Here is a 13564-nt window from a genome sequence, read left to right on the forward strand (position 1 = left end):
AAGCCCACCTTAGGGTAAGTCATTGAGCCTATTTATGGCAAAGAACTACTTATTATTAAAAAGCTGATCTGTTATCTTTTTATCCACTTTGCTTCGATTTCCATTGTCAAAATATCGGTCTACATGGCATCGTTTTGTATTTGTATCGCAGAATACTCCATTTGAGAAAGTAAATGCAGAGCGATCAAAATTACCTTGTGAGAAAACTTTATTCGCCTTTTTAGTTCCTAAATATTGAGCTGTAAGAGACTTCGATACACCTTTCTTATCTACACAAATATATTGATCACAAATCACACCTTTTTTAGGTGAAACTAAACTTGTGCTGGTTTTAGCAATCGCTGGAAAACTGATGATTAAACAAGCATAGCTGATGAGACTCAATAATCCTTTAGAAATTTTCACTTTTAAACCTGCAAAACAATACAAAAAAATAAAGTAAAATTATAAGATCAATTGGATTTAAGATATACAACAATTATGTTTAAACCTATATAAGAAAACACATTAGGCTTCTTTTATAAGATATTTTTTAAAAAGATAAATCAACATAAAAGCCCCACATCCTCGCCTTCTTTCAAAGTGAGAAGGCGATTTCAATAGCAATATGAATCACTCATTATAAACATTCATTCAGTTTAGAAATAATCTAGAGATATTATGATTAACAGCAGGATTATCGATAAAATCAAATAAGTATTGATATTATTAAAGCTCTTAAGATAATTTAACATTCGTCATTTCCCATAAGAATTTAATAAAATACTATATGGCTGACAGATAGATAAAAGACTAGTAAAAGAAAAGCAGACAAAAAAATACCATCGATAATAAAATTGGTTAAAAATGTTGCACGATGAAATTTAAATAAACTTGTAAAGCGAATAAATTAACACTTTTATATTCAAAAAAACTTAAATCACAAGTTAAGCTAATAAACAGTTTTAGCTATTTTAAATAAGTTCATTTTAAAAACCAAAATTTAGATTTATTGGTGATATAAAACTTTAAATCAGTGGCTCCACTAACGCTCTTCACTTATTTATTTAAAATTTAGCGACGTAAAATGACAATTAAGTATTTTTAGAAAATGCTTGGAATCAATTCAATTCATCAAGTTTTAAAAAATAATTCCTTTTGTCAGGTCTATCATTTTTTAAATGCTTTAAAAATATTTTAGCAGTTTCCTCCGATGCATCCTCTCTTAGGCAACGTTCAACAAAGGATATATCTACAAACTCATCTGCTAACCCAGCACGGCCAAGATCTAAAAAATAAATTTCATTGAATTTATCTATAAAAATATTACTATCCGTGATATCGCCATGAGAAAAAACCAATCTTTCTTCAACACGAGTCTCATTTAACTCATTCCATAGACTTAGGTAAGTTTTATGGTCTCCCCATAATTCAGCGTCAAAATCATCTTGATCTATATCATCAAGGAGTTGGTTATCAATAAAAAATTTTGACTCTTTTAACCGATGATCAATGTTTGAAATAAATGGACAATCAATAATAGCAATTGAATTTAACAGATTGAGTACCTCCTTATAGATAGCAAGCAATTCTTGGTCTGTTAAAAAAAGCGCTGAAATTGGTTTTGCATTGATCGCTTTAGTGATCATGAATTCAAACTGCTCATCCTGAAAAGTCATGATGAGTTCAGGCACCTTTAACTTCTCAGAGAGCCAACTCAACATTTTCGCTTCACGAGAAACACTGTATGTGGTCGCTGTATATAAAGTGCTAGATCGCTTAAGAAAAAAAGTTTCATTATTTCGATTAAAAGAATAAACATCCGATGGCGACTGACCAATTTTATTTGGCTCTAAAACGCTGTTTCCAATAAATTGTTGAATAATATTGGGCAATTCCATCAAGCTTTCCTTTTATTCAGTATTAAAAACCCCGCAAATGCGAGGCCTAGTAAATAGATGATCTTAATTTGGTTCACTGTAGCAAAAATATGGCTTATTCCCTATAGATGGTCAATACTTCAAACTATTGTCATCACCTTTCAATTATATAAACTACGCTAGACTTAAAAAGTGGGGTGCAGTATTTCTCTGTCTCAAATCTCAAGAATAAGCTAGAGCAGAATATTAGACAGCAGCAAGACCTCAAGATGCAGATAAATCGCGGAGTAGCTGCTCCAAATCCTGTTCCCCTACTTTTGTTTGAGCACCTGCCTGCAAGCCGCCACGAATGAGTTTTTCAGCAGCAGGACGCGCAAACAGACCAGCCCATTCCTTGTGCTCTCGAAGGAGGTCTTCGCTTAAATCCGCAGGTGGGATTGCTTTCTTTGCAGCGGCGATGACCCCGTCAGGTAAAGCTGCAATATTTGTGGCAATGCGATGAACAAAAGCGTCTAATTCATTTGCCGGAAGCGCACGATTTACCCAACCATATCGTTCAGCTAGCAAAGCGTCAATAAGGTCAACACCAAGAATTACCTCTAATGCACGCCCCCGTGTCATACGCTGTGAAAGATATTGAGTACCACCACCGCCAGGAATAATACCCATCAATGCCTCACATTGGGCGAGGCCAGCACGCCCAATAGCAGCAAATGCCATGTCCACTGCTGCCACAAATTCGGCACCGCCACCACGCGCCAAGCCTTCGAGCTTAACAATCGTTACTTGCGGCTGTGCCTGAATCATCTCTCCCACAGCCTGAAATGGATTCAATCCATTGGGCACATCTTTCGCGAACTGGTCAAAAGCGTGTGGCTCATCAATCAAGGTCATATCTACATGAGCGATGAAAAACTCAGGATCAGCGCTTTGGAACACGATTACACGTGTTTGTGGGTCATCACGTACCTGAGTGAGAAAAGCTCGAATATCACTCATCAAGGCAACATCCAATACATTAACTGGTGGATTGTTAATACTGACAGTCGCCACGCCTCGATCATACTCAATGTGAAGTGTGGAATAAGTTGGAATGGTCATCATATACCCTTGATTTTAGCTGTGTGCAATCATGGTATCCTATGTATACTTAGTGTCAATTACGCACCTTAAGCATCCTAAGTATCTTGGAGCATACCTATGAACCCTGATCACGATCCAATCTACCGTGCCGACTGCCCAAGCCGTGCCATTCTCGATCAAATCGCAGACAAATGGTCAATGCTGGTTTTGATGGTGTTACATGAACCACGTCGCTTCAACGCCATCAAACGGCGCCTTGATGGTATTACCCAACGTGTATTGACACAGACACTTCGCAAGTTAGAACGCAATGGTATGGTGACACGCACCGTTATAGATGGGAAAACGCTGGGCGTGGAATATGCCTTGACGCCACTTGGTCAATCACTCAAATTACCTTTTAACGCGCTCTACGACTGGACCGTCGAGAATATGGACACCATTCAGGTGTGCCAATTTCGCTATGACCAATCTGATGATGTTATTCGCACAGCGACCACCCAGCAATCAGGCATAACACTGAAATAACGTGTGTAGTCGCTAGCTTGAAATATAAGAGTTTGGCTTGTTCGTCCAAAATCTGATGAATATAGAAAAGATTATTTAGGTTTTAAAACTACCACCTGTTTTGCTTACTTAATTTTGTTCCTCATTCATCTATTCAATAAAAACCACCGCAAAGGTAGTTCATATCTTGAATGAATGACAGTAATCTTTGTCTGTAATTTTCAGTCCTATTGTCTCAGTGGAGTCAATATTTTTGTGCGTGACATAATGAGTCACATTATTTTTTTTAATTAAAATTCATCAATAAAAGGATAGATTATTCATCAACAATATCAACAAAATTTGCACCTAACACCTTGGCTAAGTCTTGAGGTTTCACTCCGATGTCTAAACCACGTTTACCACCACTGACATACATCATTGCTAATGCTGTTGCGCTAGCATCAATCACCGTTTTTAAACGCTTTTTTTGACCTACAGGACTAATTCCACCGACTAAATATCCAGTTAAACGCTCTGCATCTTTAGGATCAGCCATATGTAGTTTTTTACAAGCAAAAGTACTCGCCACTTTCTTTAAATTTAATTGATGGTTCACTGGAAGGATGGCAATAAAATAGTTTTTATCATCTGTCACCATCAATGTTTTAAACACTTCTTCAACATTTAAACCTAATTTTTCAGCAGCCTCTAAGCCAAAACTTTTTGCATTTACATCATGTTCATATTCATGAATTGAAAATTCAATTTTATTTGATTTTAAAACTTTACAAGCAGGTGTCATAGAATAAACAAGATCAAAATTAAGAAGACATTTGAATTATAGGACTATTTATATAAATTTTAAAATAACAATACAAATTTAAATGATGAAAATTAATACTTGTAAAATCATGGATAACTTGATTAAAATCCTGTCATATACCTTATATTACTAGAACAATGCCATCAATCTATCAATTAAAACCAGCATTTCAAAACTTACTGCGCCCTTTTGTTCAAAAGCTTTTTAATATCGGAATCACGGCAAATCAAGTCACCTTATTAGCGATGTTTATATCGCTCGGTTTAAGCTTTTTTCTATACCAGTATTATCTGAATCATGCTGTAAATGGGTGGTTATTGCTCTTTCCCTTGTGGATGCTGCTACGAATGGCTTTCAACGCCATCGATGGAATGCTTGCCCGTGAATTTAAACAACAATCCAACTTAGGTGCGTTTTACAATGAGTTGTGTGATGTTATTTCGGACACAGCACTCTATCTATGCTTGATTGCTTTTGGCTTTATTAATGCAAAATTACTGTTATTGATTGCTTTCCTTGCAATTCTAAGTGAATACACTGGTGTAATGGCGCCACTGATTGGGCAAGAACGTCGTTATGACGGTCCAATGGGAAAAAGTGACCGTGCATTTTGGTTTAGTTTAATCACAGTCGTGATTGTCGCCTTGCCATTATTCACTACAAATTTACAACTTCTCGGCTTAATCTGTAATGGCATACTCATTTTAATTGGTCTGCTGCTTAGTTTAACCATCTATAACCGAATTAAAAATAGCTTAAAAACAGCTTTATAAAACAGTTTCATATTCAGGGTAAATTCATATGTATAACAACAGTCATCACACCTTTAAGAGTCATGATGGAACAGAATTGTTTTATCAACATTGGGCAACCAACTCACCGAGCGAAACAAAAAAAGCCATTCTTCTGTTTCATCGTGGACATGAACATTCAGGACGTATGGCACATTTGGTCAAGGAACTCAATTTAAGTGATTTTGATTTCTTTGCATGGGATGCCCGCGGTCACGGCGATTCCCCTGGTGAACGCGGTGATGCACCTAGCTTCTCAGCATGTGTAAAAGATATTCAATATTTTGTCCAACATATTGAAGAAAACTATGGTATCGATGCCAAGAATATTGCTGTAGTTGCACAAAGTGTAGGTGCGGTATTGGCCGCAACATGGGTACATGATTATGCGCCTAAAATTCGCGCCTTGTGTCTCGCGTCCCCGGCTTTTGACATTAAGCTTTATGTGCCATTTGCCGAACCAAGTTTAAGAGTTATGGAAAAAATTCGCGGTAATTTTTTCATCCAAAGTTATGTTAAAGCCAAAATGCTGACCCATGATGAAGAACGTGCCCAAAGCTATGATACTGATCCTAAAATTGCTAAAGCAATTTCGGTGAGAATGTTGCTTGGACTCTATGATGCCTCAAAGCGTATCGTTGCAGATTCACAAAACATCTTTGTACCAACTCAAGTGTTATGTTCAGGTTCAGATTTTGTAGTTTTTCAAAAACCGCAACGTGAGTTTTACCAAAAGCTTCCGCATCCTAAAAAAGAATTACATATTTTAGATGGCTTCTTTCACGATACTTTAGGTGAAAAAGATCGCCATATTGCAACAGAAAAAATACGCCGATTTATCCAGCAATGTTTTGCGGTTGAATATCAAGCTCCAGACGTTTTAAATGCGGACAAAATTGGTCCAAGCTGTGCTATAGCAGAAGATCTTAGTTCACCATTACCCGCTAAATCAATGAAGAATGCATTTTGGGAAATCACCAAAAAGAATCTAAAAATTGGTAGCCATTTATCTAAAGGCTTAAAAATTGGTGAAGATACCGGCTATGACTCTGGAAGTACTTTAGATTTTGTCTATCGTAACCAATCTGAAAGTAGCAATCCTATAGGCAAAATCATTGACCGCCAATATTTAAATGCGATTGGTTGGCGTGGGATCCGTGTTCGTAAACAGAACATTGAACATTTGGTACAGAAATATGCGGATATTCTAATTAAAAAACGCAAACCATTGAGAATTATGGATATTGCATCTGGTCATGGACGTTATATTTTAGATGCTGTGGTTCAACTACCAAAACGACCAGATTCGATTTTATTACGTGATTATAGCGATATCAATGTACAAGCTGGTCAACAAATGATTGCATCACGTGGACTCAATGACATTGCTGAATTTGTTCAAGCAGATGCATTTGATACACAGTCTTTGGCCGCTGTTAAACCGAAACCATCACTTGCCGTGGTTTCGGGTTTATATGAGTTATTTGCAGACAATGATTTGCTACGTCAATCACTTGAAGGCTTAAGTAAAGCAATCCTTAAAAATGGTTATTTGATTTACACTGGTCAAATTTGGCACCCACAGCAAGAATTTATTGCGCGTGCGTTAACTTCACATCGTGAAGGTGATGCATGGGTAATGCGTTTACGCTCACAAGCGGAAATGGATGCACTTGTTGAAGCTGCTGGCTTTAAAAAGGTTGACCAATGTATTGATGAATTTGGAATATTTACCGTCTCAGTCGCACAGAAACTTTGACACCATGTAATCAAGTTAGGATCAATCAAATGCGTAAGGATGCGCACTTAACTTAAAATGGATTAAAGAATATGTACACACTTGAAGATATGCGTAGATTTCCACTTTGGCCTAAAAACCAATTCCGTCTGAATTATGATGTAGATTTTGATGGTGATAATTATGAATGGCGTGAGTGTGTAACACATATTTTAAATGTATTAGAAAAAATTTATCCTATTAAAGTCATTTCAGAACCGCCTTTCGAACCATATGAAGATTTTATTGAACTTACATATTTAATTGGCGATGAAAAAATAACAATAGGAAATGATTTTGCATTTTCTACAATTTGGATTCAAGCAGATAGCGTAGAATTTGCTTTGGAAATTAAAAATATCCTTTCTCAAGAGGTTCACCTACCTAAAGAAAGACTTTTAAAACCAAATCATTCAATAACTGAAATGAATACTCTATCTGATTCTGAATCACACATTACGGATACAGAGATTTTTTCTGATTATTCTAAAAATCTCCAATTTTATCAACTTAATAAAAATTTTATGAGCAATAATCTAATCAAAGAAACTGGGACATGGAAATGGGGCGTACTTTGCTTAGTTTTTCTTGCGCCTTTCTTTTTCCTCACTTATGGCTTTGCAAATCAATATGCATCAGGTCTGAGTGATGTTCCAAGTATTGTCTTTGCTTGGGAAAAGCATATTCCACTTTGGGCTTGGACGATTGTGCCATATTGGTCAATTGACCTGTTTTATGGCCTCTCCTTATTGCTTTGTTGGAACAAGTTTGAGCTTAAACAACAAGCGCTTAGGCTATTTTTAGCGCAAGTGATTTCGATTAGTTGCTTCTTACTGTTTCCTTTAAAGTTTAGTTTTGAGCGCCCACCTTTAGATGGTTTTTTCGGTCTATGGTTTGATGTCCTGATGGGCTTCGATAAGCCCTTTAACCAAGCGCCCTCATTACATATTGTTCTACTGATTATCCTTTGGGATTTCTATCGCCGCCATGTATCTGGGACATGGAAATATTTGGTCGATTTTTGGTGTGTGCTGATTGGAATTTCTGTACTCACGACATGGCAGCATCATTTTATTGACCTTCCAACAGGAATACTGGTTGGCGCTTTATGCTTATGGTTATTTCCAATTTCAGTAAAATCCCCATTTAGAAAAGATGGACTGCAACTGTTAACAGCAAAACATTTAAAGCTTGGCAGTTATTACCTATGTGGTTCAGTGATTTTCTTTATCTTAGCTTATGAGTTTAGATCATGGGGACTGTGGTTAATTTATCCTGCTGTGAGCCTGTTTATCGTTGCACATAGCTATAGTTTTGTACGTCCACATTTTTTTCAAAAACAAGAAAATGGCAAAATAACGGTTGCTGCGCAAATACTGCTTGCGCCTTATTTAATCTTTGCTTGGCTTAATAGTCGTGTTTGGACCAAAAAGCATCCCGAAGATTCTTTTATCATTCAACATGAACTTAAAAAAATCTATATTGGAAGAATTCCAACACAACAAGATCACCACCAATACAATGCAATATTTGATTGTGTTGCTGAGTTACCGTTAAACCAAGCAACGGCATATCAGCAATATCTCAGTCTAGACCTGATTCCATTACAAGCCAATCAGCTTGAGTTAGCCGTAGCACGATTAAATGATTTGATGTCAAAGCTTGAACCAAGCTCTACCCAAAATATTCTGATTTTTTGTGCCTTAGGTTATTCAAGAAGTAGCGCTGTACTCACCGCTTGGCTGATTCAACAAAACCAAGATGCCAATATTGATGAAATGGTAAACATTATTCGTAAAGCTCGCCCTTGGGTGGTATTAAAACAAGCCCAATTGGAAGAATTAGAAATTTACCATCTAAAACTGAAAGGTTTAGCGCCATGAAAATGAATTTTTATGTGGTTGCGCAACTGTTGTCTGCAACCACAGCTATATTACTTTCAGGTTATTTGGCTTTTTCCTTATCTATTTTTGCCATCCTGTTCAAAGGCTGGCAATCCTTTGAGTTTTGGACGTTCATTGTCATTACATTGTTATTATCTGGGCTTCATCACTACCTCTCATTTAAAGTTAAGTTTGATGCTCAACTCATTAAAATGATTGCACGAGAATCCCAAACTGAATCTATTGAAAACTTAACCCTACAATTTGATCAAACCCTAATGAGTATGAAATTGATGCCCGCATCCAAAGCAGGTCGTGATTGGTCACAGCGTTTTGCAGGATGCTTTAAACTTTTAAAACTTCAAATTGCTTTATTATTGCTACAATATTTGGTGTTAATAATTTTGATTTCTAGAATTATTTAAAGCGATTTTAACCTCAACTGGTACAGTTTTAGCTGATATATTCAATTGTTATCGTATGATGGTTTTAATCGTCTTAAATCAAGAAAATTCTCAGCTTCTCACCAGTGAAGATCTTGAAATGCTATAAAATTCTTCTATGATTCAAAAAACAGAAATGATAAATTTGTAAAAGGAGACCAAGCATTTTACTTTTTATTCAAAACTAAGTTTGCTTATATTTTTATTTTAGTCACTTAAAAGTAGAAATTTGTACTTCAATCATCCTATTATACAGCTTGCCCCACAATAAAATGCTTCAATATCAATCGGCTTAGAGAATGAATCAACTACCTGAACAACGTTCCGAACAAGATAAAGAGTCATACAATAAACCGTCTTTAGAGCAAAAGACTCAACACTTAGATTCATCTAATGGAAATTTAGCATCTCACTCTATTGCTCGCTTTATCGCATTTTTGACACGCCGTGGTGCGCGACTCCTCACTGGTGCTCGTAGTTTATGGGTCGGTTGTCAGCCTGAGATGAAACAACGTATTTACTATGCCAATCACAACAGTCATATCGACTTTATCTTATTGTGGTCATCACTTCCTAAACTGATACGTCGTAAAACTAAACCTGTTGCTGCTTCAGATTATTGGCTGAAAGATGGTTTTAGACAATTTTTAATTAAAGACACCTTTAATGGTGTCACGATTCAACGTAATCGTGAAGATAATGCAGACCCTTTACAACCTGTAAAAGACGCTCTTGCTCAGGGTTATTCGATTATTTTCTTTCCTGAAGGTACTCGAAATCTTGATGATGATCTTGAGCTGTTACCTTTTAAAAGTGGCCTTTATAACTTACATAAACAATTTCCTGAGATTGAGATTGTCCCTGTTTGGATTTCAAATCTAAGACGTGTCATGCCAAAAGGTTCTTTTGTTCCTTTGCCTTTACTGTCTACCGTATGCTTTGGCTTTCCTTTAGAACAACATTTAGAAATGGATAAAGCCACATTTATAGATTATGCACAGAAGCAGCTATTACAATTAAAAGAGGTTGAGAATCAATGATTTTAGATAATCTGAATAAAACCTATCTTTTATTTGGTATTTTTGCGGGAATTTTAGTTTTTGCCTCTAGTGTGGGATTTATTCTCAAACAAAAAGCTGGGCAAAAGCCTTCATCAGTAATTGATAATTTAAATGCACGAATCAATGCTTGGTGGGTGATGTTGATCGTCATTGGCGCAGCAATCCTATTGGGTCAAGCTGCATTTATTGTCTTATTTGGGATTATTTCCCTGTTTGCTCTACGCGAATTTACCAGTCTATTGCCAACACGGCGTGGTGATTATTTCCCTTTACTGATCGCCTTTTATTTTGTTATTCCCTATCAATATTATTTGATCTATATCGACTGGTACGGCTTATATTCAATTTTTATTCCACTTTATGTATTTTTACTGATTCCGATTGCCAGTTTAAAACAAGAAGATACCAAACACTTCCTTGAACGTAGTTCTAAAATTCAATGGGGACTCATGGTTTGTGTTTTCTGTATTTCCCATGTTCCTGCATTACTCAATTTAAAACTAAATGGTTTTAAAGGTGAACCGATTTGGTTAGCAATCTGGCTAATTATGGTTGTTCAAGCATCCGATGTTTTGCAATATGTCTGTGGTAAGCTTTTTGGAAAGCATAAGGTTGCACCTGTCTTATCACCATCAAAAACAGTTGAAGGCTTAGTGGGTGGTATTGTTTTAGCCACAGCTTTAGGTGTTGCTATGGCATGGCTTACTCCATTTAGCTATCTACAAGCTGCATTTATAGGACTGGTTGTTTGTATCTTTGGCTTTTTCGGTGGCTTGGTGATGTCCGCCATCAAACGTGACCGCGGTGTCAAAGATTGGGGACAGTTGATTCATGGTCATGGTGGGATGTTAGATCGGATTGATTCTATCTGCTTTTCTGCACCCATTTTCTTTCATATTTTAAGATATTGGTGGAGTTAGTGAATAAACATGATTGTGAGAAATAGAGATGAATTACAAAATAATATTTACAATGCTCTGTGTAGGTTTTAGTCTACAAGCCTGTAGTTTATTTAATCAGTCTGAATGTAATAATCAACAAGTGACTGATCATGTAAAAAAACTCTACTCAAGTCAGGTAAATATCAGTTTTGGATCAAAATTAAATCAACTTACTCAACAATTTAATCCAAATGCAAACACAACAACAAAAATCATCCCTTCTATAGAAGGGATCACTTTAAATAAAATAAAGCAATTAAATCTGGAAAAATTACAGGCTGATAAAGACAATCAGGATTCACAAAATCTAATCGATTTGATTAGTGATCGCTTTGAAGGTGCACAATATATTTGCCAAGGTGTAATTCAACAAGAGATTAGCACCAATGTACTTGCAGATATGACCAAAGAACTTTTAGATAAAGACTCAAATGTGATTGAAGGAAATAAATTAAATATTCCAGTAATTTATGCTCTGTACCAGCACAATGGAAATCAACAATTTGAAGTCCAATATACTGCTCAGAATCCATTGCATTTAATGTTGGCAATAATGTTACAGAAAAAACAAGCAAAAATGACGAAATAACGCCTAAATAGCAAGCAACCAACAGCTTAAGATACAAATCACGAATAAATCTACCAATTTTCATAGATTGACAGGTTTAAATCAGCTACTTAACATCAGGGCAATCTTGGATACATAGCATTGGTTTTATTTTGAATTTTCAGTATCAGTTAAAAATAATTTCTGCAGTAGGCTTAACACTTGCGATTACAGCATGTTCGTCTTTGGGTGGCGGCTCTGTGCAAAAACGTGCTGCTAAACTTTCGACTGGAATCCAAAAAGCCTATTCTGTCTCTCCCGATGTTGCCAATCGTGTATCCCCAATGATTGTACAAAGCGCAGATCAATATGATGTAGATCCATTACTGATTGCAGCGACCATCCGTCAAGAATCGAGCTACCGTAGTTATGTCACCTCTCCATCTGGTGCTGTCGGGCTTACCCAAATCATGCCACGTTATTGGCAGCAAGCCTGTCCTGGTGATTTGTTTGATGAATATACCAATGTACGTTGTGGCACCATGATCTTGGCTAAATATAATCAAAGTGCAGGAAGCTGGAAAAAGGCCTTAGCCTACTACAATGTTGGACCCACAAATTACCAAACAAACCGTAAAATGAAATGTCAAGGTAAACGATACGCGAAACAAGTGAAACAACATGAAAAACAGTTAAAGTCTTCGTTATAGAAATTTAAGAATAAGATTTAAATCTCAATAAAATAAACCCACTCTTGCAGACACTTGAGTGGGTTTATTTTTTTAATCTATGACAACAATATTAGTCCATAACAACAATACGCAGCATAGACATAAACGATTTAATTCGAGCTTAATCTGCTGAAATATCTTCAAACAAAACGGAAGACAAATAGCGTTCACCCGCATCAGGAAGAATCACCACAATGGTTTTGCCTGTATTTTCAGGACGAGCAGCTAATTTTGCAGCAGCAGCTAAAGCCGCACCACTAGAAATACCGACAAAAATACCTTCTTGAGTGGCACTTTGACGGGCAAAATCAATCGCTTCTTGGTTGTCGATAGCAATAACTTCATCAACTAAATCTAAATCCAAGTTTTTAGGAATAAAGTTTGCACCAATCCCTTGGATCTTATGTGGCCCAGGCGTTAAAGTTTCACCACGTTTGGTTTGTCCAATAATTGGGGAATCTGCAGGCTCTACAGCAACGGAGTAAATCGCTTGCTGCTTGACCTTTTCAAAATAACTTGAAATACCTGAAATGGTACCACCAGTTCCAACTCCAGCAACAAGGATATCGACTTTACCGCCTGTTGCTGCCCAAATTTCAGGACCAGTTGTTGTCTCATGTATTTTAGGATTGGCTGGGTTTTCAAATTGTTGCGGTAAATAATATGTTTCAGGTTGTTCTGTTGCTAAACGTACTGCCTCGTCAACTGCGCCTTTCATACCTTTTGCGGGTTCAGTTAAAATTAAATCTGCACCCAACGCTTTTAATACTTTACGGCGCTCTATACTCATACTTGCTGGCATGGTTAAAGTGATCGCATAACCTTTTGCCGCTGCTACAAATGCCAATGCAATACCAGTATTTCCGCTGGTTGGTTCTACAATATGCATGCCTTTTTTCAAAAGCCCCTTCGCTTCTGCATCTGCAATAAGTGCAGCGCCAATTCGATCTTTAACAGAAAAAGCAGGATTACGACTTTCAATTTTTGCTAAAACCGTTGCTCCACCTGTAATAAGACGGTTAATACGAATAAGTGGTGTATTCCCAATTGCCTCAGCATTATTAGAATAAACAGCAATACCTAAGTTTTCAGTTGCTGGAAAATTTGGATCTGTAGACATGACCTTTCCTTGAATT

14 protein-coding genes are annotated in these 13564 nt (G+C 36.6%); 9 read left to right on the plus strand and 5 right to left on the minus strand.

Features of this window, described 5'->3' with window-relative positions; translation table 11 throughout:
- Nucleotides 1–45: 45 nt before the first annotated feature.
- From AS4_RS11450 to AS4_RS11460, 3 genes are all read right to left on the minus strand, one after another.
- Complete coding sequence (locus AS4_RS11450; protein WP_406565197.1) at nucleotides 46–375, minus strand: YcgJ family protein; 330 nt, start codon at nucleotides 373–375, stop codon at nucleotides 46–48.
- Nucleotides 376–1100: 725 nt separating this feature from the next.
- The gene (locus AS4_RS11455) at nucleotides 1101–1880 is read right to left on the minus strand and encodes an APH(3')-VI family aminoglycoside O-phosphotransferase (RefSeq protein WP_058199817.1); all 780 of its coding nucleotides are present in this window, start codon (nucleotides 1878–1880) and stop codon (nucleotides 1101–1103) included.
- 243 nt (nucleotides 1881–2123) lie between these two features.
- Nucleotides 2124–2960: an enoyl-CoA hydratase/isomerase family protein gene (locus AS4_RS11460; RefSeq protein ID WP_096735519.1), complete on the minus strand. Its 837-nt coding sequence runs from the start codon at nucleotides 2958–2960 to the stop codon at nucleotides 2124–2126.
- A 99-nt stretch (nucleotides 2961–3059) separates the two neighbouring features.
- Between AS4_RS11460 and AS4_RS11465 the strand changes: the two genes are divergently transcribed.
- A complete protein-coding gene (locus tag AS4_RS11465) occupies nucleotides 3060–3470 on the plus strand; it encodes a winged helix-turn-helix transcriptional regulator (RefSeq protein ID WP_096734229.1) in 411 nt (136 codons plus the stop codon).
- Nucleotides 3471–3765: 295 nt separating this feature from the next.
- Here AS4_RS11465 and ybaK read toward each other — a convergent pair whose 3' ends face one another.
- Nucleotides 3766–4233, minus strand: a complete 468-nt coding sequence (gene ybaK, locus AS4_RS11470; protein WP_096734230.1) for a Cys-tRNA(Pro) deacylase — start codon at nucleotides 4231–4233, stop codon at nucleotides 3766–3768.
- Between the two features lie 158 nt (nucleotides 4234–4391).
- Here ybaK and AS4_RS11475 point away from each other — a divergent pair, with 158 nt between their 5' ends.
- The 8 genes from AS4_RS11475 to AS4_RS11510 all read left to right on the plus strand — a co-directional run bounded on the left by AS4_RS11475 (nucleotide 4392) and on the right by AS4_RS11510 (nucleotide 12407).
- Entirely contained in the window at nucleotides 4392–5027 is a 636-nt protein-coding gene (locus AS4_RS11475; protein ID WP_004719997.1) for a CDP-alcohol phosphatidyltransferase family protein, read from the plus strand.
- A gap of 28 nt (nucleotides 5028–5055) precedes the next feature.
- Nucleotides 5056–6804, plus strand: a complete 1749-nt coding sequence (locus AS4_RS11480; RefSeq protein ID WP_096734231.1) for a bifunctional alpha/beta hydrolase/class I SAM-dependent methyltransferase — start codon at nucleotides 5056–5058, stop codon at nucleotides 6802–6804.
- A 542-nt stretch (nucleotides 6805–7346) separates the two neighbouring features.
- Nucleotides 7347–8705, plus strand: a complete 1359-nt coding sequence (locus AS4_RS11485; RefSeq protein WP_167468981.1) for a phosphatase PAP2/dual specificity phosphatase family protein — start codon at nucleotides 7347–7349, stop codon at nucleotides 8703–8705.
- Nucleotides 8702–9130: a hypothetical protein gene (locus AS4_RS11490; RefSeq protein WP_096734233.1), complete on the plus strand. Its 429-nt coding sequence runs from the start codon at nucleotides 8702–8704 to the stop codon at nucleotides 9128–9130. Before AS4_RS11485 ends, AS4_RS11490 begins: the two co-directional genes overlap by 4 nt.
- Before the next feature lie 317 nt (nucleotides 9131–9447).
- Nucleotides 9448–10188: a lysophospholipid acyltransferase family protein gene (locus AS4_RS11495; protein ID WP_096734234.1), complete on the plus strand. Its 741-nt coding sequence runs from the start codon at nucleotides 9448–9450 to the stop codon at nucleotides 10186–10188.
- On the plus strand, nucleotides 10185–11129 hold the full coding sequence (locus tag AS4_RS11500) for a phosphatidate cytidylyltransferase (protein ID WP_096734235.1): 945 nt from the start codon (nucleotides 10185–10187) through the stop codon (nucleotides 11127–11129). The genes AS4_RS11495 and AS4_RS11500 overlap by 4 nt, the downstream gene beginning before the upstream one ends.
- Before the next feature lie 28 nt (nucleotides 11130–11157).
- On the plus strand, nucleotides 11158–11739 hold the full coding sequence (locus AS4_RS11505) for a hypothetical protein (protein ID WP_096734236.1): 582 nt from the start codon (nucleotides 11158–11160) through the stop codon (nucleotides 11737–11739).
- A 131-nt stretch (nucleotides 11740–11870) separates the two neighbouring features.
- A complete protein-coding gene (locus AS4_RS11510) occupies nucleotides 11871–12407 on the plus strand; it encodes a lytic transglycosylase domain-containing protein (protein ID WP_096734237.1) in 537 nt (178 codons plus the stop codon).
- 142 nt (nucleotides 12408–12549) lie between these two features.
- On the opposite strand, the gene cysK is transcribed toward AS4_RS11510, so the two are convergent.
- The gene (cysK, locus tag AS4_RS11515; protein WP_096734238.1) at nucleotides 12550–13548 is read right to left on the minus strand and encodes a cysteine synthase A; all 999 of its coding nucleotides are present in this window, start codon (nucleotides 13546–13548) and stop codon (nucleotides 12550–12552) included.
- Nucleotides 13549–13564 lie beyond the last annotated feature (16 nt).

It is taken from the genome of Acinetobacter guillouiae (assembly GCF_002370525.2).
GTDB lineage: Bacteria > Pseudomonadota > Gammaproteobacteria > Pseudomonadales > Moraxellaceae > Acinetobacter > Acinetobacter guillouiae.

Excerpts from the sequence above, each read along its gene's own strand:
- cysK (WP_096734238.1), bottom strand. The coding sequence starts at position 13,548 with ATGTCTACAGATCCAAATTTTCCAGCAACTGAAAACTTAGGTATTGCT.
- AS4_RS11485 (WP_167468981.1), top strand. The coding sequence starts at position 7,347 with ATGAGCAATAATCTAATCAAAGAAACTGGGACATGGAAATGGGGCGTA.
- AS4_RS11490 (WP_096734233.1), top strand. The coding sequence starts at position 8,702 with ATGAAAATGAATTTTTATGTGGTTGCGCAACTGTTGTCTGCAACCACA.
- AS4_RS11505 (WP_096734236.1), top strand. The coding sequence starts at position 11,158 with ATGAATTACAAAATAATATTTACAATGCTCTGTGTAGGTTTTAGTCTA.
- AS4_RS11465 (WP_096734229.1), top strand. The coding sequence starts at position 3,060 with ATGAACCCTGATCACGATCCAATCTACCGTGCCGACTGCCCAAGCCGT.
- AS4_RS11480 (WP_096734231.1), top strand. The coding sequence starts at position 5,056 with ATGTATAACAACAGTCATCACACCTTTAAGAGTCATGATGGAACAGAA.
- AS4_RS11455 (WP_058199817.1), bottom strand. The coding sequence starts at position 1,880 with ATGGAATTGCCCAATATTATTCAACAATTTATTGGAAACAGCGTTTTA.
- AS4_RS11475 (WP_004719997.1), top strand. The coding sequence starts at position 4,392 with ATGCCATCAATCTATCAATTAAAACCAGCATTTCAAAACTTACTGCGC.
- ybaK (WP_096734230.1), bottom strand. The coding sequence starts at position 4,233 with ATGACACCTGCTTGTAAAGTTTTAAAATCAAATAAAATTGAATTTTCA.
- AS4_RS11495 (WP_096734234.1), top strand. The coding sequence starts at position 9,448 with ATGAATCAACTACCTGAACAACGTTCCGAACAAGATAAAGAGTCATAC.
- AS4_RS11500 (WP_096734235.1), top strand. The coding sequence starts at position 10,185 with ATGATTTTAGATAATCTGAATAAAACCTATCTTTTATTTGGTATTTTT.
- AS4_RS11460 (WP_096735519.1), bottom strand. The coding sequence starts at position 2,960 with ATGACCATTCCAACTTATTCCACACTTCACATTGAGTATGATCGAGGC.